Source organism: Actinomadura sp. K4S16 (assembly GCF_008327685.1).
Lineage (GTDB): Bacteria > Actinomycetota > Actinomycetes > Streptosporangiales > Streptosporangiaceae > Spirillospora.
In genome coordinates this window covers 568,700-588,641 of sequence record NZ_BDDE01000015.1, presented here as the reverse complement: position 1 = coordinate 588,641, position 19,942 = coordinate 568,700, and the positions used below count along the sequence as shown (strand labels likewise).

Sequence of the window (19,942 nt, the reverse complement as noted above, 5' to 3'; positions counted from 1 at the left end):
CTCAGGCTACGCGGCTCCGGCCCGCCAGTCCGCCGGTGGTCATCGTGATGAGCAGCTCATAACTGGCCTCCAGGTCCTCGGGCAGCCCGAAGCCGCCCGCCGCCTCCAGGACGGCGAAGCCGTGGACGGCCGAGCGCAGGCAGCGCGCCGCGTGGACGAGATCCGGGCCCGCCAGGGCGTAGCCGCGCAGGGCCCCGTAAATGACGTTCAGCAGGCGCTCGGCGGCGACGTGCACCGGGCCGTCCTCCGGGGCCGCCTCCTGCTCCAGCGCCCCGTAGCGGCCCGGATGCTCCACCACATAGGACCGGTAGGCGTACATCAGCGCTCGGACGGCGTCGTCGCCGGACCGTCCGAGCGCGGCCTCCCCGAGCCGTTCGGTGAGTTCTTCCAGGACGCGCGCGGTCACCAGATGTCGCAACTCGGCGAGATTGCGGACATGCTTATACAGGGAGGGAGTCGCGACCCCGGCCCTTCCCGCCACCGCAGCCAGCGTGAGGGCACCGGGGCCCTCGGCGTCCACGACGGCGACGGCGGCGTCCACGACCGCGTCGGGCGACAGTCCCGCACGGGGCATCGCGACCCTCCTCTGTGACTCTGTAGCTATAAGGCTAAGGACATTAGCAACAGTGTCAAGTGGCGGCGTGGCAGCATGGGCAGCACAGGAGACCGAGGACGATGACATTGCCACCGATCCGGGGCCGCACGGCGTCCGCGCCGGGCCTGGCCGAGGAGCTGCGCATCTCGATCGCGCGGCTGTCGCGCCGGCTGCGCACGCTGCGGCCGTCCGCGGCGGGCGGGAGCGGCGCGAGCCCGCTGTCGCTCACGCAGTTCGCCGCGCTCGCCGCCATCGAGCGGCACGGGTCGATGACGCCGCGCGAGCTCGCCGACCACGAGAAGGTGCAGCCGCCCTCGATGACCCGCGTCATCGCCTACCTGGAGGAGCGGGGGCTCGTCGCGCGCAGCCCGCACCCGACCGACGGGCGCCAGGTCGTGCTGAACGCGACCGACGCGGGCGCCGCCCTGCTCGCCGACGAGCGGCGCCGCAAGGAGGCGTGGCTCGCCATGCGGCTCGGCGAGCTGACCGACGACGAGCGCGAGATCCTCCGCCGCGCCGCCCCCATCATCGACAAGCTCAGCCGTTCCTGACCCCGGTTCGCGGGCACTTGCCGGAATGTACGCGCGGCCATTACCGTTAGCCTTGGTAATGACTTCTGCTAACGAACGCCCCGACGAACCCGAGGGGCCCGCGACGCGCGGGGGCCGCGGGCGGAGGTCCGCACATCCGGCCCGGTCCGCCGCCCTGGCGAGCCCCGCCCGACCGCGCCGCCGCCGCCCCGCACCCCGTCCCGCCGCGCACGCGCCGACCCGTCCCGCCGCGCGCCCGGACGCCGCCCCTTCCTCGACCGCCCCCTCAGCGGCCGGGACCTCCGAGACCTCCGCGGCCGATCCTTTGGTGAACGGTGCTTCCGTGAACGGTGCTTCTGTGAACGGCAGGGCCGGAACGTTCCACGAGCCCGTCGCGGACGCCCCGGAGCCCGCGCGCGAACCGTCCGCCCCCGAACTGCCGGAGACGGGGCGCTCCGCGGGAGCCGAGGCCCCCGGCGAGGAGCCCGAGGGCGGCGGCGGCATGTTCCGCTCGCTCCGCAACCGCAACTTCCGCCTGTACGCCGCCGGGCAGGTCGTCTCCAACACCGGGACGTGGATGCAGCGCGTCGCGCAGGACTGGCTCGTCCTCGACCTCGCCCACGGCAGCGGCACCGCGCTCGGCATCACGACCGGCCTGCAGTTCCTGCCGATGCTGCTGTTCGGCCTGTGGGGCGGCGTGATCGCCGACCGCTACCCCAAGCGCCGCGTGCTGATGCTGACGCAGGTGTCGATGGGCGTGCTCGCGCTGATCCTCGGCCTGCTCTCGATCTCGGGCTCGGCGCAGGTGTGGCATGTGTACCTGCTGGCGTTCGGCCTCGGCGTCGCGACCGTCGTCGACAACCCGAGCCGCCAGGCCTTCGTGGTCGAGATGGTCGGCCGGCGCGACCTGCCGAACGCGATCGCGCTGAACAGCGCCACCTTCAACGGCGCCCGGCTGCTCGGCCCGGCCGTCGCGGGGGTGCTCATCGCGCTGATCGGCACCGGCCCCGTCTTCCTCGTGAACGCCGCGTCGTTCGGCGCCGTCCTGTTCGGCCTCTACGCCATGTGGGCGGACGAGCTGCACCCCGCCGCCCCCGTCAAGCGCGCCAAGGGGCAGCTGCGCGAGGGGCTCCGCTACGTGCGCGGCCGCCGCGACCTGATGCTCGTCCTCACCCTCATCGGGTTCCTCGCCATGTTCGGGATGAACTTCAACATCACGGTCGCGCTGGTGGCGAAGCAGGTCTTCCACACCGACGCCTCCGCGTTCGGCCTCGCGTCCAGCATGCTGGCGGTGGGCGCGCTCAGCGGGGCCCTGCTGGCCGCCCGCAGGGTCGCCCGGCCCCGGCTGCGGCTGCTGGTGGCGATGGGCCTGGTGTTCGGCGTCCTGGAGGCCCTCACCGGCCTGATGCCGACGTACTGGTCGTTCCTGGCGCTGCTGGTGCCGACCGGGATCGCGATGATGACGATCATGACGGCGGCGAACGCGACCGTCCAGCTCGGCGTCGCGCCCGAGATGCGCGGCCGCGTCATGGCCCTCTACATGCTGGTGTTCCTCGGGACGAACCCGCTGGGCGCGCCCGCGATCGGCTGGCTGGCCCAGCAGTTCGGCGCGCGGGCGTCCCTCGTCCTCGGCGGGCTGATCTCCGTGGTCGCCGCGCTGGCCGTGGGAGCCCTCGCCATGCGGTGGTCGTCGGACGAGGCCGGCGGCTCACCGGACGGGCCGAAGGCGGCGCGCCCCGCGCCGGCCCGGTTCCGCCGCGTCCGCGCAGGCGTGCGGTAAGGGCCCGGCGCGGCCCCTGCGGTCCGCCGGGCACCAAGATTCGGGTGGCCCCATTTGCGTGACAAGGAGTGCCACCTGTTGACAAGCTGGCGGGGTGGCCCTGTGGACGGATTCATGAGGCTCTTCGTGGCACTCGTCCCGCCGGACGACGTTCTGGACGAGCTGGCGGAGGCGGTCCGGCCGCACCTCGGGGCGGTCCCCGAGCTGCGCTGGGTCCGGCGCGACCTGATGCACGTCACGCTGACGTTCCTCGACGAGGTCGACGACCGCACCCTGGATAAGCTGCTCCCGCGGTTGGAGCGCGCCGTGGGCCGCCACGAGCGGATGGCGCTGTCACTGGCGGGCGCGGGCGCGTTCCCCGGCAGCGGCGCGCACGCACGCGTCCTGTGGACGGGCCTGTACGGCGACCGCCGCGCGCTGGCCCGGCTGGCGGCCTCCACCACCGCCGCCGGCCGCCGCGTCGGGACGCTGCCCGACAAGCACCGCGGCTTCCGCCCGCACATGACGCTGGCGCGGTCGCGGCGGCCGGTGGACGTGCGGTCGCTGATCGAGGCGCTGTCGTCGTTCGCGGGCATGCCGTGGACGGCGGACTCGGTCCAGCTGATGCGCAGCCACCTGCCCGGCAAGGACTACACCCGGCTCACCTACGAGCCGCTGGTGACGTGGCCGCTGCGTCACAGCTCCGGCGGCGGGGGCGCGGGACGGTCGGCGTCCGGCGGGCCCCAGGGGACGCCGTAGCGCTCGCAGGCGCGGCGCAGCTCGCCGAGGTCCGGCGGGAACGCGATCTGACGCAGCACCCGCCCGGACGGCCCCCACACCACCAGCCGGGGCATCCGCTCGACCGCCTCGTCGACGCCGACGCCGCCGAGCCGGTCGCGGGCCACGTCCCACTCGACCTTGCCGCGCCGGGTGATGACGGCGACCCCGGCCGACGACACGCGCAGCTGCGACCGGTTGCGGTCGTACAGCCAGTAGCCGACGAGCCCGATCACCAGCCCGGCGGGCACCGACCACATCGCCGTGGTGTTGAACCCGCCGAGGTCGGGGCCGAGCCATACCGCGCCCAGCAGCGCCACCGCCTCGCACAGCAGGACGCTCATCCCGTAGGTGCCGACGCGGGACCGGCGGGTCGCGTCCAGGACCGTGCCCGGCGCGGTCACCGGGCTGGGCGCGGTGTGGACGGGGAAGGCGAGCCCGGGTTCGTCGGACGGCTCCGGCCGGGGAGCCGCGCCCTCCCGCACGGCGCTCTTGGCGGACAGGGCGGGGGCGGGCTCCGGATCGGGGGCGGAGAGCGAGGACATGGCCGAGTGGAACGCGGCGCTCAGGTAGGCGTCGTACTCCGCGTCGTTGACCGGGAGCCCGGCGCGGCGCGCGGAGTCGCGCAGGTCGGTACGGGAGATCCGCAGCGCCGACAGGGGCGCGGCGAAGAACTCGTCGCCGTCGGCGTCGTACAGCCGGACCCAGGCGTGCCCGGAGACGGTGAGCAGTTCGATGCCGCCGATGCGGTCCTGGGGCATCTTCAGCACCACGTCGCCGGCGGCGTCGGCCCAGCCGAGCCCGTCGTCCTCGACGACGAGGCGCCCGCCGGGCACCTGCGCGAAGATCTCCGGCAGCCCTTCGAGCCCGTAGTCGGGGCGGCGCGGCGACCGCGCCCCCGGGGTGATCACGCGGTAGCCGTGGTCGTCGAGGGCGTGCGCGAGCTGGAACCCGTCCAGGCCGTGCGCGGGGAGCCGGGCGACCAGCTCCATCCGGTGGCCGAACGCCAGCGCGGCGAGGTCGGCGCGGCGCGGCTCGCCGCTCACCGGGTCCAGCCGCAGGCCGGGCCCGACGACGACCGCCGCGACGTCCCGGGCGCGCAGGTCCTGGATCTCGCGGCGGCGGCCGGGGCGGGCCCGCACCAGCAGCCGCTCCGCCGTGATCGTCCAGCGGACCTGCGCGGCCCGCAGCAGCCGGCGGCGCGCCGCGAAAACGCCGCCGACCGCGGCGAGCGTCCAGCAGCCCGCGGCGAGCCGGGCGCCGAACTCGCTCGTCCCGTCGAGCGCGATGCGGACGACCATGACGGTGCCGAGCAGGACGGTGAGCGCGCCGAGGAGCACGATCCGGCGGCGGCTCGGAAGGGGCTCGGGCGTGGCCAGCCGCTGCTCGTCGGGCGTCGCCGGGGACGTGCCGCGGGCGGGCGTCTCGGCGGGCGGCTCGTGCGCGGCCGACAGCAGGGCCGCTTCCTGGTCCAGGAGGCGCTTCTCGGCCGCGTGGTCGCGCGGCAGGGCGCCGCCGCCGGGGACGTCGTCCTCCAGCCCGGACATGCGCAGGGCCTCGTCGAGCGCCGGGTCGAGCAGGTCGGTGGCCTCGCCGTCCAGGACGTGCATGGGGATGCCGAGCCTGCGGGCCGTCACGAACACCGACAGCGGCTCCAGGCCCATCGCCGTCATCCCGCCCACGGCGGTGCGCCCGAACCGGTGGAAGACGGTCAGCACGCCGTCGCCCGTCGTGATGGCCAGGCCGTCGATCCGGGACCGCTCGTAGGAGGTCATCGTCAGCCCGCCGGGGCCGATCCGCTCCAGGCCGGCCGCCGACAGCCGCCAGTACGGGCGCGGGCGGCGGCGGCGCGCCTCCGGGACCGCGCCGAGCAGCCACGGGAACGCGGCGACGGCGCCGATCAGCGCGGCCCACAGCCACACCGGCCGGATCGGCAGCAGCGCGAGCGCCACCGCGAGGACGGTGAACGGACCCGCGGCGACGGGGCGCCAACGGCCGCCGGATCCCGCGAGGCCCACCAGCTCATGCTCCACAGTCCGCATCCTCACACGGGTCCCCGCGGGCCCGTCGCCCCCTTCCACGATCCGGTCGCCCTCCGGAACCGACATCCATCGCGCCGGTCAGGTCGGGGCTCCACTTCCGCCACATGAGTCTCACCGGTCATGCGGAAACCCCCGGTCACCGGCGCCGCCGAAGCAGGCCGTAGCCGACCGCCCCCGCGATGGCGAGCGCGAAGAACAGCCCCATCCGTGTGTTGGTCGCGTCCCGCCGGCCGCTTCCGGCGTCCTTTGCCGCTCCCGCGTTCTTCGCGCCCGGGGACGGGGCCGGGAGCGCCTCGTCCGGCAGCGGAACCCGGTAGACCGGCTGGTTCGTGCCCTCCGACCCCACCAGCAGCGACCTGCCGTCCGGGGTGTAGGTCACCGACTCGCCCTGCACCTGCCGGGGCAGGTCGAGGGACTTGATCGTCTCGCCGGGGCGGCCGTCGGCGCCGACCGAGTACAGGCGGGCGCCGAAGTAGGTGCGGATGACGCAGGTCCGCCCGTCGGGGGCGAACGCGCCGTCGGTCGCGATCGGCGGCGCGTCCCCGGCCTTGCGCAGCACGTTGAACCCGCTGGTCCGCAGCCGCGCCGGCGCCTCGTAGACCTTGCCGCCGAACAGCTTGCTCGCGATGTAGAGCCGGTTCGTGCGCGGGTTGATCATCATCGTCTCGGCGTTGCGCGGCCCGTCCTCGTACTTCATCCGGAACCGGACGGCCTGGAGGGTCCGGCTCCGCAGCCGGGCCGGCTCGGGAATGCGGTAGACGGTCACGTACGGCCAGGCGCCGCCGAGGTTGTCGCCGATGTCGGCCACGAAGATCGCCGGACGGCCGCGGCCGTCCCTGCCGATCGCCATCGCCTCCCAGTCGCGGGCGCCGGCCCCGGCGAGCGTGAGCACGGCGACGACCTGCCCGCCCGGCCCGAGCGCGTAGATCTTCGGGACGCCGCCGGAGTCGTTGTGGGTGTACACGACGCCCTTGTGCACGGCGCTGGCGGCCAGTCCGCTGGACTCGGTGATCCGCGGATCCTTGATCGTGAAGGCGACCGTGTCGCCGCGGGCCGTGCCGCCGGCGGGGGCGGCGGAGGCGGGGGCCGGGGTCAGCAGGCAGGCGGGGGCGGCGGCGAGGACGATCGCGGCGCCCGCTCGGACGGCGGCCCGGCGTGCTGACATGGATCGATCATCCCCGTTCCGCGCCCCGACGATCACCTGATCCGCGCCGCTCAGCCCAGCAGCGCCCCGACGACCACGGCCAGGATGAGCGCGGTCAGAACGGTGGGCAGCAGCCATTGGGGCGCGCGGTTCACGCCCCTGAGCTTATTCGTCCTCCCGGCCGCCTCGAACCGTCCACCCATGATCTGCATCTCATCCTGCATGTGCGGATTGTTCGGGGTGGTGCGCTCGCCGTTCGCGGCCGACCCGGGGCGGGCGTCGGACGTGGTCGTCATGCTGGGCGCGCTCGCCGAGGAGCGGGGGACCGGCGCGGCCGGCCTGGCGCTGCTCGGCGGCGCTCCGGGGCTCGGCGGGCAGGCCGCCGGCGGCGGGGGCTGCCGGGTGGTGCGGGGAGGCGGCCGCTTCTCGGGGGTCTGGCGGCCGGAGCTGCTGCCCGAGCTCGACCGCGCGGCCGCGGCCCTCGGCCACACCCGCCGGGCGGGCACCGCCGACGGGGAGCCGATCTACCGGCTCCTGGCGGGCCGCCGGACCCCGGCCGAGATCACCGGCGTCCTCGGCGCCCTGGCCGGACGGGTCGCGCTGGCGTGGGTCGAGCGCGACCGCCCCACCGAGGTGCACCTGGCGCGCGGCGCGCTCAGCCCGCTGGCCATGGCCGTGGACACCGACCAGAACATCTACTGGGCGTCCGACCCGCGCTGGTTCCGGGAGGCCGAGCGGCACGCCCGGGTCCGGTTCGCCACCGTCGTGCTGCTGCGCGAGGGGACCTATCTGAAGGTCGGCATGGAGCGCCGCCCGGGGCGCCGCGACCTGCCCGAGGTCCTCGCGTCGGCGGCCTTCACGCCGGCGGCGCGGGACGCCGGCACGGATCCGCGCGTCTGGACGGGCTTCACCCCGGCCGGCACCGGGGGCGACCGCGACGGCCTGATCCACAGCGTGGTGGAGCGGGCGGGCGGTGCCGGCGGTCTGCTGACCGTCGCCTGAACCGGCCCTCGGGGGAGCGGCGTGGCCCCCCGAGGGCTCCGGTCAGGGCTCGCGGATGCTCAGAGGCGCTCGACGACGTAGTCGACGCAGGCGGTCAGCGCCTCGACGTCGTCGGGGTCGATCGCCGGGAACATGCCGATGCGCAGCTGGTTGCGGCCCAGCTTGCGGTACGGCTCGGTGTCGACGATCCCGTTGGCGCGCAGCGCCTTGGCCACGGCCGCCGCGTCCACGTCGTCGTTGAAGTCGATCGTGCCGACGACCTGCGAGCGCTGCGCCGGGTCGACCACGAACGGCGTCGTGTACGCCGTCTTCTCGGCCCACGTGTAGAGCCGCTGGGACGACTCGGCCGTGCGGGACGTCGTCCACCGGAGGCCGCCCTGCCCGTTCATCCACTCGATCTGCTCGGCGAGCAGCAGGAGCGTGGCCACGGCGGGCGTGTTGTACGTCTGGTCCTTGGCGGAGTTGTCGACGACCGTCTTCAGGTTGAAGAACTCCGGGACGTACCGGTCGGACATGGCGATCTCGTCGATCCGCTCCAGCGCCGCCGGGGACGCGAGCGCCACCCAGAGGCCGCCGTCCGCCGCGAAGCACTTCTGCGGCGCGAAGTAGTAGACGTCGGTTTCGGTAACGTCGACGGGCAGGCCGCCCGCCCCGGACGTGGCGTCCACCAGGACGAGACCCTCCCGCGCGGTGGTGCCCGCCGGGCGCTTGATCGGCATCGCGACGCCGGTCGAGGTCTCGTTGTGGGTGAGCGCGTAGACGTCGACGTCCTCCTCGGCGGACGCCTCGGGGTGCGTGCCGGGCGGGCTGGAGATGACGGTGGGGTCGCCCAGCCAGGGCGCTCCCGTGGTGACCTTGGCGAACTTGCTGGAGAACTCGCCGAACGTCAGGTGCTGCGACCGCTGCCGCACGAGGCCGAACGCGGCCGCGTCCCAGAAGGCCGTGGTGCCGCCGTTGCTGAGCAGGACCTCGTACCCCTCCGGCAGGGAGAAGAGATCGGCCAGCCCCTCGCGGACGCGGCCGACGAGGGACTTCACCGGCTTCTGCCGGTGCGAGGTGCCCATGTAGGTCGAGCCGGACTCGGCCAGGGCGGCGAGCTGCTCGGGACGGACCTTGGAGGGACCGCACCCGAAGCGCCCGTCGGCGGGCTTGAGATCGGCGGGAATGTCGATGGTGGGATTCGCGCTGTCGGTCACTCACCCGAGGCTATCTGACCTGCGGCGAAGATCGCGGGTCGGGTTCACATGCCGAGACGGCGGCGCCGCCACGCCCAGGTGAGCAGGGCGATCAGGCCGAGGGCGCAGGCGCCGCCGACGACGCCCGGCGGGTAGAGCCAGTCGTCGCCCCTGGAATGCGCCTCGACGGCCGTGCGCGCGGAGTCGTAGGTCAGGAACGCCAGGAAGAGGGCGGCGAGCACGACGGCGATCCGCCCCGCGACGGCGTCGGTGCCCCGGCGGCGCTCCTCGCGCTCCGCGTCGAACCGCCGCAGCGCCTCGGCGGCCTCGGTTCTCTCCCGCCCGGCCTCCGGCGCCCCGGGCCGCGCGGCCGGGCCCGAGCCGGCCCCGGACGCCGCACCGGACGCGGGGCCGATGTCGCCTTCGAGCGGCTCGTCCGCCGCGGAGGGGACTTCTCTCATGCGGCCAATGATGACAAAGTGGCCGAGTTTCGCGAACCCGCACATGATCAGCGGGAAGTTTCGATCCAATACCTCCTTGTCCGCGTCCAATCCAGACGGGGGCTAGAGGCGCGGGGGGAGCGGCCGGGGCAGAGGCGAGCACGGAAGCGAGGCGGGACATGGCGGGCGACGGCGACCGGATCCTGAGCGAGGATCGGCTGCGCGGGGTGCTCGACCTGTTCGAGCGGCTGCGGGAGCGGCCGCCGAGGCGGTGGCGGGAGCGGCTGCGGCCGCTGCTCCTGCTGCTCGGGCCGGGGCGCGCCACCTCCCACGTCGCGGAGATGCTCAAGTCCCGCTGCGAGGACGAGCGGGCCCCGGTGTCGCACATCGCCGCCGACACGGCGGCCACCGACGTCGCGGGCGTCCTGCGGGAGGCCAAGCGCGAGCTGTCGCAGCCGAGCAGCCGCGCCCGCGGCGAGCCGGCGCTGCGGTTCCCGCTGCTGGAGATGGCGCTCTGGCTGCGCGACCTGAGGGAGATCCGGCTGGCCGGCGACCGCCCGCCGCCGCGCGGCGCCTCGTCGGCCGAGCGCGAGAACCACCTGCTCGTCCGGCGGCTGACGCACCCGCCGGTCGGCGACAACGAGAACGCGCGCCGCCGCGAGCTGAACCGGGTGATCCGCCGGCGCGGCCGGGACGTCCTGCGCGATCTCGAGGAGGTGCGCAGCAGGCCCGCGATCTTCTTATCCTTCCTGGAGCAGATCGCTCCCATCGGCATCGCGGCCGTCGCGCTGATCAGCGCCGGGACGGCGGCGGCGCTCGACCTCGCCTCCGCCGTGCTCGCGGCCGTCATCGGGCTGGCGTTCGTGACCGTGCAGATCGTCGCCCGGACGCGCGGCTGGTACGGGGTGCGCCGGTTCGGCTGGTTCCTGCGCCAGCCCTACGTCGACCGCGACTCCACCGGCTTCCTCGGCTTCGCGCTCGGCGTGTTCGACCCCCGCCCGGTCGAGCCGGACGACCACGGCGAGCAGCTCGACCTGCTGCTCGTCGCCGCGTTCCTGGAGGACCTGCGCCGCAACTACCGGCGCGACTACCGGCGGGCGGCGTGGGCCCGGATCCGCTACCCGGTGCTGATCTTCGAGCGGCTGTCCGCCGGGCATCCCGGGGTGGAGTTCGTGGAGCTGGTCGAACGGGTCCGCGCCGACAGCCAGGCGAGCGACCGGCTGCCCGGGTTCGACCCGCTCGTCGTCGTCGCGGGCATCGACCCGACCGCGCCCGCGAGCGACGACCCGGCCGCGGCGTCCGGGCCCCTGCTGCTCGACCGGATCGCGCGGGCCGTCCGGGTGGACGTGGCATCGGACGAGCCGCAGAGCGTCATCGCCGCGCGCGGCCTGTGGGACCGCTACACGCGCGAGCAGCGGCGCGTCGGCGCCCTCGGCTCGCGCCGCGAGCTGCGCGTGGACATCACCCGCGACCCGGGCGGCGACCTGCCGCCCGTCCGGCCGGTGCGGCGCCGCCCCCGGCTCGCCCATCCGGCGCTGCCGTGGATCGCGATGGTCGCGGTCGCCGCCGCGTCCGTCTCGGTGATCTCCGTGCAGGCGGTGCGCTACTGCTCGCCGTTCGGCATCAGGCGGATGGCGAACGGCGAGTGCGTCGGCATCACCGACGGCTCGTTCCGCTTCGGCGAGGACTCCGGCGGCAAGAACAACGACAACCGGCTCAACAAGGTCCTCGACCGGATCCAGGCGCTGAACGACCATGTCATGGAGTCCGGCAAGCCGTACGCGACCGTGGTCTACCTCGGCCCGGTGACGGCCGACCCGTCCATCAAGAACAAGCGGATCGACCTGCTCGCCGGGGTGCAGGGCGAGCTGATCGGGCTGGCGATCGCGCAGAAGCGGTTCAACGACGCCGCGGAGGGCGACGACCTGCGGCTGCGGGTGCTGGTCGCCAACGCGGGCGCGAAGTTCCGCTACGCCGAGGACGTCGCCCAGCAGATCCGCCGGCGCGCGCTGGAGGACCGCTCGATCGTCGCCGTGATCGGGTTCGAGCAGAGCCGCCGGCAGACCCAGCAGGCGATCAGGCTGCTGGCCAAGTCGGCGCTGCCCCTCGTAGGCACCGCCAACAGCTATGACGGGACGGCGCTGCTGGACGGCGACGCGGGCTACTCGCCGTACTACTTCAGGCTGGCGTCGCCGAACGCGCGGACCGCCCAGCACGCCGCCTACTGGGCGCGGCACGGAGACGTCGGCGACACGAAGGCCGACGACGCGGTGGTCATCTACGACGGCGACCGCGACGACCTCTACAGCGCGAACCTGGCGACCGACTTCCAGAAGTCGTTCCGGCCCGGCAGGGCGCTCATGCGCCCGTACCGGAACCCCGGCGAGCTGAACAAGTCGGTCAGGGAGGCGTGCCAGGACCAGCCCGACCTGTTCTACTACGCGGGCCGGTCGGACGAGTTCCGCTCGTTCGTCAACGTCCTGGAGCTGTCGTGCCCCCGGCGCCCGCTGGTCCTCGCCGACGACGAGATCGCCAAGTACGTCAGCGACAACGCCGAGGAGCTCGGCCGCAAGAACACCTTCGACCTGTACTTCACGCCGCTGGCCGCGCGGGAGGCGTGGACGTGGCGCTGGATCGGCGACCAGTCGCCGCAGACGTTCTACTCCGACTACGACCCCGCCGTCCGCGAGATGACCGACGACGAGGACGACCCGACGGGGCGGCGGCCGTCCATCACCCGCGCCGCCGTCAGCTACGACGCGGCGACCCTCGTCGCGACCGTGGCGAGCAAGGTCTACTGGCAGGAGAAGGCGCTGCCGTCGGCGGGCTCGGTGTTCGCCGCGCTCAACGACCCCGACCACGACGTCCTGCGCAACGGCGCGAGCGGCGTGCTGCGCTTCGGCCCCCGCGGCACCGGCCACCAGGTGCTCGACCGGCCGGTGATCCTCGCGACGATCGAGCAGGACGGGACGACGGAGGTCAAGCAGGTCTGCGGCCGCCTCATCGCCGGGGTGCAGGGCCGGGCCGACTGCCCGCCCGGGGAGAAGCGGGGCGGGGGCGCCGCGCGGTAGGCGCCGGACGGGCGCGAACCCCGGACACCGCACGACCTCCGGACACGGCAAAGGCCCCCGGTTCTCCCGGGGGCCTCAGGCGCGTCGGTGCGGGGGGACGGGCCGGTCAGCCGGCCTGGCGCTTGAGGACCTCCGCTGCGCCGGCGACCTCGCTGAGGGAGCGGCTGCCGGGGCCGGTGTACCGGGCGCTCGGCCGGACGAGGCGGCCGGTGCGCTTCTGCTCCAGGATGTGCGCCGCCCATCCCGCGGTGCGGCCGCAGGTGAACATCGCGGGCATCATCGCGGTCGGTACCTCGGCGAAGTCGAGGATGACCGCGGCCCAGAACTCCACGTTCGTCTCGATCGGGCGGTCCGGGCGGCGCTCGCGCAGCTCGGCCAGCGCCGCGTCCTCCAGGGCCTTGGCGGCCTCGAAGCGGGGCGCGTCCAGCTCCTTGGCGGTGCGGCGCAGCACGCGGGCGCGCGGGTCCTCGGCGCGGTAGACGCGGTGCCCGAAGCCCATCAGCCGCTCGCCGGAGTCGAGGATGTCGGTGACGACCTTGCGGGCGTCGCCGAGCTGCTCGACCTTCTCGATCATCGGCAGGACGCGGGCGGGGGCGCCGCCGTGCAGCGGGCCGGACATCGCGCCGATCGCGCCGGACATGCTGGCCGCGACGTCGGCGCCGGTGGAGGCGATGACGCGGGCGGTGAAGGTGGAGGCGTTCATGCCGTGCTCGGCGGCCGAGACCCAGTACGCGTCGATGGCCCGGACGTGCTTGGGGTCGGGCTCACCGCGCCAGCGGACCATGAACCGCTCGGTGATGGTGCCGGACTCGTCGATCCGGCTCTGCGGGACCATCGGCTTGCCGACGCCGCGCGCGGACTGCGCCACGAACGACAGCGCCGTCACCGACACCCGGGCGAGGTCGGCGCGGGCCTCCTCGTCGGAGATGTCGAGCAGCGGCTTCATCCCGTACGCGGTGGCGAGGGTGGGGAGGGAGCTCTGCACGTCCACCCGCACGTCGCCGGAGGTGACCGGGAGCAGGTGCGGGTCGGCGGGGGCCAGGCCCGGGTCGAGGCTGTCGTCCACCAGGAGCCCCCAGGCGTCACCGAAGGAGACGCGGCCGACGAGCTCCTCGATGTCGACGCCCCGGTAGCGGAGGGCGCCGCCCTCCTTGTCCGGTTCGGCGATCTCGGTCTCGAAGGCCACGACCCCCTCGAGACCGGGTTTGAAGTCGGACATGTCGTCCTGCCTTTCGTCCCCAAGAGTGATAAGGCGGTGCCGTGCCATTGAACCCTGTCCGCCTTACTGACCAGTACCCAGGGGTCATGTGAGTTGCACAAGGCCCAGGTGAGAGGCTCGGACGCTGTGGATTCCCCAACGCCCGATCCCGCACGGCTCCGCAGATCCTACGAGGGGGGCGAATTGTCCGAGTCGGCGCTCCCCGCCGACCCGCTCGCCCTGTTCGCCGCCTGGTTCGCCGAGGTGCACGCCTCGGGGCTGGCCGAACCGAACGCGATGATCCTCGCCACCGCGTCCGGCGACGGCGTCCCGAGCGCCCGGACCGTCCTGCTCAAGGGCTACGGGCCGCAGGGCTTCCGGTTCTTCACGAACCTGACGTCCCACAAGGGGCGCGACCTCGCGGAGAACCCCCGCGCGGCGCTGGTGTTCCCGTGGCATCCGATGTACCGGCAGGTGCGGGTCGCGGGACCGGTCCTCGAGCTCGCGCGCGAGGAGTCGGCCGCCTACTTCCGAACCCGCCCGTACGGTTCGCGGATCGGCGCCTGGGCGAGCGAGAACCAGTCCGGCGTCATCCCCGGCCGCGAGGTGCTGGAGCGCCGCTACGCCGAGGCGGCCTCGCGCTGGCCGGATCCGGCCTCCGGACGGCCCTCCGGCGCGGCGGAGGCGGACGCGGCCGACGCCGTCCCGCTGCCGGACTTCTGGGGCGGCTACCGCGTCGTCCCCGAGTCGATCGAGTTCTGGCAGGGCCGCCGCGACCGGCTCCACGACCGGATCCGGTACCGCCGGACGACCCCGGGAGACGAGAGGGGATGGGTGGCGGAGAGACTGTCTCCGTGACAGCGGAACCGCCCGGGACGGCCCGCCGCAGGCGGCTGCGGAGGCTCGCGATCGACACCCGCCCGCTGGGCCACCCCGCCTACCGGCGGCTGTGGCTGGGGCAGGGCGTGTCGTTCGTCGGGTTCCAGGTCACCGCCGTCGCGGTCCCCGTCCAGGTCTACGACATGACCCGGTCGTCGGCCTGGGTGGGCGCCCTCGGCGTCGTCAACCTCGTCCCGCTGATCGTGTTCGGGCTGTGGGGCGGCGCGGTGGCCGACCACATGGACCGGCGCAGGCTGCTGCTCGCCTCGTCCTGCGTCATGTGGGCGGCGACGCTGCTGCTGCTCGTCCAGGCGCTGCTGAGCGTGGGCAGCCTCGCGCTGATCATGGCCGTGGTGGCGGTCCAGGCGGTCGGCTTCGCGGTGTCCTCGCCGACCCGCAGCGCGATCATCCCCCGGCTGGTCGACCGGCCGCTCGTCCCGGCGGCCAACACCCTCAACTTCACCGCGAGCCAGTTCGGGATGCTGGCCGGGCCGCTGTTCGCCGGCGTCCTGCTCGCCCACTGGCACTACGCGGCGGCCTACGCGCTCGACGCCGTGCTGTTCACCGTGGTGCTGTACGCGGCGCTGCGGCTCCCGCCGATCCCGCCGCTCGGCGAGATGACCGGCACGCCCGGCCTGCGGTCGGTCTTCGACGGCCTGCGCTACCTGGCCACGCAGCCGGTGCTCCTGATGTCGTTCGTCGTGGACGTCATCGCGATGGCGGTCGCCATGCCCCGCGCCCTGTTCCCCGAGGTGGCCGAGACGCGGTTCGGCGGCGAGGGCGCGGTCGGCTACCTGTTCGCCGCGATCGCGGTCGGCGCGTTCCTCGGCGGGCTGTCGTCCGGCTGGATCGGGCGGGTGCACCGGCAGGGGATCGCGCTCGTCGCGTCCATCGCCGTCTGGGGGCTCGCCGTCGCGGCGTCCGGGCTGGCCGGCCATCTCTGGCTCGCGGTGGCGCTGCTCGCCGTCGGCGGCGCGGCCGACCTGGTGTCGTCGGTCTTCCGCCAGTCCATGCTCCAGACCTACGCGCCCGACCGGATGCGGGGACGGCTCCAGGGCGTCTTCACCGTCGTCGTCGCGGGCGGGCCCCGGCTCGGGGACGTCCGGGCGGGGGCGACCGCGAGCGCCGTGGGCGCGACCGCCTCGTGGGTCGGCGGGGGCCTGGCCTGCGCCGCGCTGGTCATCGCGGTGGGGTTCGCCGTCCCCGCCCTGCTCCGCTACGACACCCGCACCGCCGAGACCGTCACGGCCGAGGCGGTGGCGGCCGAGCGCTGAGGCCGCCGGAGCACCGAGGCGCCGGGCGGGTGTCAGCCGAGCGCCGAGGCGGCGATCTTCAGGTCCTCAAGGAGGCCCTGGTACACGGCCTCGCGGTCCTCGGCGCGCAGGACGGCCGACGGGTGGATCGTCGCGAGGAGCCGCGGTTCGGCCGCACCGGGCGGCTCGTCCCCGATCTCCCGCCCGGCGGCCGGGGTGCCGAGCGTCTCCAGGTCGGGCATCGGGAGCAGCCGCCCGCGCTGCCTGGTCACCCGGAACGAGGAGCCGAGCAGCGCCTTGCCCGCGGTCGCCCCCAGTGCCACGACGACCTCCGGGTCCAGGAGCCGCAGTTCCGCAAGGAGCCAGGGGCGGCACGCTCGCATCTCGCCCGCGTTGGGCGTCTCGTGGATGCGCCGCTTGCCGCCGCCCTCCGGCTTCTTGTACTTGAAGTGCTTGACGGCGTTGGTGACGTAGACGTCGCCGCGCTCGATCCCGGCCTCCTCCAGCGCCTGGTCGAGGACGCGCCCCGCGGGGCCGACGAACGGGTGGCCCCTGCGGTCCTCCTGGTCGCCGGGCTGCTCGCCGATGAGCACCATCCGCCCGCCGGGGGAGCCCTCGCCGAAGACGGTCTGCGTGGCGTTCCGGTAGAGGTCGCATCCGCGGCACCCCTCGGCCGCCCGGCGCAGGGCGTCCAGGTCGGCCCGCCCCTCCGGGGTCCCGGGCAGGAACGGTTCCGCGTCTTGGGAAGGTTTCGCGTTCATCTTGCGTTGCCCCGTACCCGGCTTGACGGGGATATTCGCGGGACCCGGCGACGTGGGGTCCGAGCAAGTAGACTCTTGCCCATAAGACTGGAGGGAGCTGTGACCTCACACGGCCTGATCGACACCACGGAGATGTACCTCCGGACGGTCTTCGAGCTCGAAGAGGAGGGGATCATCCCCCTCCGCGCGCGCATCGCCGAGCGGCTCTCCCAGAGCGGCCCGACGGTGAGCCAGACGGTCGCGCGGATGGAGCGCGACGGGCTACTGCGGGTCGAGGGCGACCGGCACCTCGAACTGACCGAGAGCGGCCGCGGTCTGGCCACGCGCGTGATGCGCAAGCACCGCCTCGCCGAATGCCTCCTGGTCAACGTCATCGGACTGCCCTGGGAGGACGTCCACATCGAGGCGTGCCGGTGGGAGCACGTGATGTCGGAGGACGTCGAGCGCCGCCTGGTCGCGCTGCTGGACAACCCGACCACCTGCCCGCACGGCAACCCGATCCCCGGCCTCGACGAGCTGGGCGGGCACGGCGACGACGCCGACGAGGCGCCGCTGGCGGTGATGACCGCGGTGGCGAGCCCGCAGGGCGCGGACGTGGTGATCCGGCGGATCAGCGAGCAGGTGCAGAGCGACAGCGACCTGATGCTTAGACTCAAGCAGATAGGGATACAACCGGGACGAGAAGTGATTCTCCGGGCGACCGACGACGGGGTGCGGGTGATCGGTGACGACGAGGACGACAGTCCCGCGACGGAACTGCCGCGCGGCATCGCCGAGCACGTCTTCGTCAGCAGGCGCTGACACGGTCCGCGTGTGCACCCCCGCCTCGACGGTCTATACCGAAGATCTCCATAACATCGCGTCTTCCGGGCGTATCCCGACGGCGGGTTCGTCGTTCAATACGACGAGGCGACCACGTAGGACGCCCGCGCCGCGACGTGCGGTGATCAACGGGGCGAGGATCGGGACGGGTATCGGGATGGGGAGATGAGCCACTGGGGGGAAGCGCCTGACGAGGCGCACCTGCCGCCCGAGACCGTCCTCGCGCAGATGGAGATGGCGGTCATCGTCTGCGACCGCTTCAGCAACATCATCTACGGCAACGCCTTCGCCCGGCAGCTGTTCGGCTTCGGCGGAGACGCGTTCATCGGCCACTCCATCCTGTCGCTCGGCATCGCCGAGGAGGACCACGAGCAGGCGACCGAGCTCGCCAGGCACGTCCTCAAGGGCGGCGTGTGGGAGGGCACCTTCTGCAACCTGCGCGCCGACGGCACCACGGTCTACACGCGCGCGCACGCCGTCCCGCTGCGGCACCCGTCCGGCGCCGTCGACGGAGTGGTGATCTTCGCGCGCGAGGCGCTGCGCTCCAACCAGCGCGAGCAGGACCGCTACGGCCTGATGGAGCGCATCGGCGAGCGGCTCGCCGGGTCCCTGGAGCTGGAGAGCACCCTGCGCCGGGTCGCCGACACGCTGGTCCCGCAGTTCGCCGACCACTGCTTCATCGACCTCTACAGCGGCGACCGCCTCTACCGGCGGGTGTCGCGGCACGCGGGCGACTGGGAGCCGCCGCCCGGCACGTGGGCGGAGGTCGGCGAGCCCGTCTCCTACCCGCCCGGCCACTTCAGCGCCAAGGCGATGGACCGCCGCGACGCCGTCCTCGTCGAGGACATGATCCAGCACCGGTTCACCGCGCCGAACGAGTCGTCCCAGCGGCTCGGCCACGAGATGGGCATCACCTCGGTGATCTCCGCGCCGCTGCTGGTGCGCGGCGAACTGCTCGGCGTGATGAGCCTGGCGCTGTCGAACCTGTCCAAGCGGCCCGACCCGCACTACGACGGCTTCGACCGCGACCTGCTCGGCGCGATCGCCAGCCGGGTCGCGCTCGCCGTCGACAACGCGCTGCTGTTCGAGGAGGAGCGCGAGACCGCGCTCGCCTTCCAGAAGCACCTGCTGCCCGGCGACCGGCCGCCCCGGCTGGACGGCCTGCAGATCGCCTGGCGGTACGAGCCGGCCCGCCCGCTGGAGTCGCACGGGCACGGCATCCAGACGCAGGTCGGCGGCGACTGGTACGACGTCATCCCGCTGTCGGCGGGGCGCGTCGGCCTCGTCATCGGCGACGTCGAGGGCCGGGGGGCGCGCGCCGCCGCCGTCATGGGCCAGCTCCGCGCCGCGCTGCGCGCCTTCGCCCAGGACGACAAGCCGCCCGCCGACATCCTGCGCAAGCTCGACGAGTGGGTCCGCACGATGACGCGGCCCGAGCGGATGCGGTCCGGCTGGAACAGCGACGACCTCGTCCGGCCGCCCCTGGTGTCCTGCACCTACTTCGTCTACGACGCGTGGTCGCGGGTCCTGGAGTTCGCCAACGCCGGGCACGACCCGCCCCTGCTGGTCGTCGACGGCGAGGTCAGCGAGCTGGACTTCGAGAGCGAGGGCGGCATGCTCGGCCTGCGCGCCCCCGGCATGGGCGGCGAGCTCCTCTTCAACGAGGAGTCGGCCGAGCTGAAGCCGGGCTCCACGCTCGTCCTCTACACCGACGGCCTGATCGACCGGCGCTCCAAGGACGACGGCGACCACTACACGCGCGAGGAGGCGCGGGAGATGGTCCGCGCCGCCGTCGCCGAGGTGGCGCACGGCGGGGTCGAGGCGATCGCCAACGCCGCCTACGACGCGGTGCCCGGCGACATCGACGACGACGTCGCGATCGTGGTGATCCGCACCGCCGCCGAGGAGCTGGCCGTCGAGGAGCGCACCTTCACCGCCGAGCCGATCATGGTCTCGGAGGCGCGCCGGATGGCCGCCGACGCGTTCGCGGCCTGGGGGATGCTCGACGAGCAGGCCGAGCTCGCGTGCCTGCTGGTGTCGGAGGTCGTCACGAACGTCGTCCTGCACGCCACCTCCACGCCGACGCCGCGCCGCGAGATGGTCGTCCCGGTCCCGGCCGGGCCGCCGGGCCGCGGCGGCGAGCCGCTGGGCGCGCCGCCGCCCGTGCAGTTCAACACCGACTTCGGCGCCCTGGACGGCGACCCGTTCGAGGGCGGCGCGTTCGACGAGGACGACTGGAACCTCGGCGCCGACCTCGGCCGCCGCGAGCCGCCCACCAAGGAGTTCCGGCTCCGGCTGCGCCGCGGCGCGGGCGCGATCTGGGTCGAGGTGTTCGACTCCGACATGCGGCTGCCGCGCATCCGCAGCGCCGGCGAGACCGACGAGGGCGGCCGCGGCCTGTACCTCGTCGACCAGCTCGCCACCCGCTGGGGCGCCCGTCCGACCGCCGACGGCAAGGCCGTCTGGTTCGAGCTGCCGCTGAACCCGGGATGAG

At 74.0% G+C, this 19,942-nt stretch carries 17 protein-coding genes; 9 read left to right on the top strand and 8 right to left on the bottom strand.

Features of this window, described 5'->3' with window-relative positions:
• Nucleotide 1: 1 nt before the first annotated feature.
• Nucleotides 2-574 carry a TetR-like C-terminal domain-containing protein gene (locus K4S16_RS23895; RefSeq protein ID WP_149261200.1) on the bottom strand — a complete coding sequence of 191 codons (573 nt, stop codon included), beginning with the start codon at nt 572-574 and terminating at the stop codon, nt 2-4.
• Between the two features lie 101 nt (nt 575-675).
• Between K4S16_RS23895 and K4S16_RS23890 the strand changes: the two genes are divergently transcribed.
• From K4S16_RS23890 to thpR, 3 genes are all read left to right on the top strand, one after another.
• Nucleotides 676-1,146, top strand: a complete 471-nt coding sequence (locus tag K4S16_RS23890; protein ID WP_149261199.1) for a MarR family transcriptional regulator — start codon at nt 676-678, stop codon at nt 1,144-1,146.
• Between the two features lie 322 nt (nt 1,147-1,468).
• Nucleotides 1,469-2,905, top strand: coding sequence for an MFS transporter (locus K4S16_RS23885; RefSeq protein WP_375708343.1), 1,437 nt, complete (start codon nt 1,469-1,471; stop codon nt 2,903-2,905).
• Between the two features lie 114 nt (nt 2,906-3,019).
• On the top strand, nt 3,020-3,643 hold the full coding sequence (gene thpR, locus K4S16_RS23880; RefSeq protein ID WP_149261198.1) for an RNA 2',3'-cyclic phosphodiesterase: 624 nt from the start codon (nt 3,020-3,022) through the stop codon (nt 3,641-3,643).
• On the opposite strand, the gene K4S16_RS23875 is transcribed toward thpR, so the two are convergent.
• The 3 genes from K4S16_RS23875 to K4S16_RS44435 all read right to left on the bottom strand — a co-directional run bounded on the left by K4S16_RS23875 (nt 3,580) and on the right by K4S16_RS44435 (nt 7,071).
• Nucleotides 3,580-5,703, bottom strand: coding sequence for a hypothetical protein (locus K4S16_RS23875; protein WP_235037020.1), 2,124 nt, complete (start codon nt 5,701-5,703; stop codon nt 3,580-3,582). The two genes, thpR and K4S16_RS23875, sit on opposite strands and share 64 nt — an antisense overlap.
• Nucleotides 5,704-5,839: 136 nt before the next feature.
• Nucleotides 5,840-6,868: a hypothetical protein gene (locus K4S16_RS23870; protein ID WP_149261196.1), complete on the bottom strand. Its 1,029-nt coding sequence runs from the start codon at nt 6,866-6,868 to the stop codon at nt 5,840-5,842.
• Between the two features lie 50 nt (nt 6,869-6,918).
• Nucleotides 6,919-7,071, bottom strand: coding sequence for a hypothetical protein (locus K4S16_RS44435; protein ID WP_160161009.1), 153 nt, complete (start codon nt 7,069-7,071; stop codon nt 6,919-6,921).
• Here K4S16_RS44435 and K4S16_RS23865 point away from each other — a divergent pair.
• Entirely contained in the window at nt 7,070-7,849 is a 780-nt protein-coding gene (locus K4S16_RS23865; protein ID WP_149261195.1) for a hypothetical protein, read from the top strand. The genes K4S16_RS44435 and K4S16_RS23865 overlap by 2 nt on opposite strands.
• Nucleotides 7,850-7,908: 59 nt before the next feature.
• On the opposite strand, the gene serC is transcribed toward K4S16_RS23865, so the two are convergent.
• Nucleotides 7,909-9,045: a phosphoserine transaminase gene (gene serC, locus K4S16_RS23860; protein ID WP_149261194.1), complete on the bottom strand. Its 1,137-nt coding sequence runs from the start codon at nt 9,043-9,045 to the stop codon at nt 7,909-7,911.
• A gap of 44 nt (nt 9,046-9,089) precedes the next feature.
• Complete coding sequence (locus K4S16_RS23855) at nt 9,090-9,485, bottom strand: hypothetical protein (protein WP_149261193.1); 396 nt, start codon at nt 9,483-9,485, stop codon at nt 9,090-9,092.
• Between the two features lie 158 nt (nt 9,486-9,643).
• Between K4S16_RS23855 and K4S16_RS23850 the strand changes: the two genes are divergently transcribed.
• Nucleotides 9,644-12,535: an ABC transporter substrate-binding protein gene (locus K4S16_RS23850; RefSeq protein ID WP_149261192.1), complete on the top strand. Its 2,892-nt coding sequence runs from the start codon at nt 9,644-9,646 to the stop codon at nt 12,533-12,535.
• A gap of 106 nt (nt 12,536-12,641) precedes the next feature.
• On the opposite strand, the gene K4S16_RS23845 is transcribed toward K4S16_RS23850, so the two are convergent.
• Nucleotides 12,642-13,754 carry a citrate synthase 2 gene (locus K4S16_RS23845; RefSeq protein ID WP_149261191.1) on the bottom strand — a complete coding sequence of 371 codons (1,113 nt, stop codon included), beginning with the start codon at nt 13,752-13,754 and terminating at the stop codon, nt 12,642-12,644.
• Between the two features lie 183 nt (nt 13,755-13,937).
• Between K4S16_RS23845 and pdxH the strand changes: the two genes are divergently transcribed.
• Nucleotides 13,938-14,591 carry a pyridoxamine 5'-phosphate oxidase gene (gene pdxH, locus K4S16_RS23840; protein WP_235037019.1) on the top strand — a complete coding sequence of 218 codons (654 nt, stop codon included), beginning with the start codon at nt 13,938-13,940 and terminating at the stop codon, nt 14,589-14,591.
• Nucleotides 14,588-15,886: an MFS transporter gene (locus tag K4S16_RS23835; RefSeq protein ID WP_235037018.1), complete on the top strand. Its 1,299-nt coding sequence runs from the start codon at nt 14,588-14,590 to the stop codon at nt 15,884-15,886. The genes pdxH and K4S16_RS23835 overlap by 4 nt, the downstream gene beginning before the upstream one ends.
• A gap of 32 nt (nt 15,887-15,918) precedes the next feature.
• Here K4S16_RS23835 and K4S16_RS23830 read toward each other — a convergent pair whose 3' ends face one another.
• The gene (locus tag K4S16_RS23830; protein ID WP_149261188.1) at nt 15,919-16,626 is read right to left on the bottom strand and encodes a UdgX family uracil-DNA binding protein; all 708 of its coding nucleotides are present in this window, start codon (nt 16,624-16,626) and stop codon (nt 15,919-15,921) included.
• A 99-nt stretch (nt 16,627-16,725) separates the two neighbouring features.
• Here K4S16_RS23830 and K4S16_RS23825 point away from each other — a divergent pair, with 99 nt between their 5' ends.
• Together K4S16_RS23825 and K4S16_RS23820 are read left to right on the top strand one after the other, a co-directional pair.
• Nucleotides 16,726-17,427, top strand: a complete 702-nt coding sequence (locus K4S16_RS23825) for a metal-dependent transcriptional regulator (RefSeq protein ID WP_149261187.1) — start codon at nt 16,726-16,728, stop codon at nt 17,425-17,427.
• A gap of 186 nt (nt 17,428-17,613) precedes the next feature.
• The gene (locus tag K4S16_RS23820; protein WP_149261186.1) at nt 17,614-19,941 is read left to right on the top strand and encodes a SpoIIE family protein phosphatase; all 2,328 of its coding nucleotides are present in this window, start codon (nt 17,614-17,616) and stop codon (nt 19,939-19,941) included.
• The last annotated feature ends 1 nt before the right edge of the window (nt 19,942 follow it).

Coding starts and splice junctions, on each gene's coding strand:
- K4S16_RS23895 (WP_149261200.1), bottom strand. CDS start 574: ATGCCCCGTGCGGGACTGTCGCCCGACGCGGTCGTGGACGCCGCCGTC.
- K4S16_RS23890 (WP_149261199.1), top strand. CDS start 676: ATGACATTGCCACCGATCCGGGGCCGCACGGCGTCCGCGCCGGGCCTG.
- thpR (WP_149261198.1), top strand. CDS start 3,020: ATGAGGCTCTTCGTGGCACTCGTCCCGCCGGACGACGTTCTGGACGAG.
- K4S16_RS23875 (WP_235037020.1), bottom strand. CDS start 5,703: ATGCGGACTGTGGAGCATGAGCTGGTGGGCCTCGCGGGATCCGGCGGC.
- K4S16_RS23870 (WP_149261196.1), bottom strand. CDS start 6,868: ATGTCAGCACGCCGGGCCGCCGTCCGAGCGGGCGCCGCGATCGTCCTC.
- K4S16_RS23865 (WP_149261195.1), top strand. CDS start 7,070: ATGTGCGGATTGTTCGGGGTGGTGCGCTCGCCGTTCGCGGCCGACCCG.
- K4S16_RS44435 (WP_160161009.1), bottom strand. CDS start 7,071: ATGCAGGATGAGATGCAGATCATGGGTGGACGGTTCGAGGCGGCCGGG.
- K4S16_RS23855 (WP_149261193.1), bottom strand. CDS start 9,485: ATGAGAGAAGTCCCCTCCGCGGCGGACGAGCCGCTCGAAGGCGACATC.
- K4S16_RS23850 (WP_149261192.1), top strand. CDS start 9,644: ATGGCGGGCGACGGCGACCGGATCCTGAGCGAGGATCGGCTGCGCGGG.
- K4S16_RS23845 (WP_149261191.1), bottom strand. CDS start 13,754: ATGTCCGACTTCAAACCCGGTCTCGAGGGGGTCGTGGCCTTCGAGACC.
- K4S16_RS23830 (WP_149261188.1), bottom strand. CDS start 16,626: ATGAACGCGAAACCTTCCCAAGACGCGGAACCGTTCCTGCCCGGGACC.
- K4S16_RS23820 (WP_149261186.1), top strand. CDS start 17,614: ATGAGCCACTGGGGGGAAGCGCCTGACGAGGCGCACCTGCCGCCCGAG.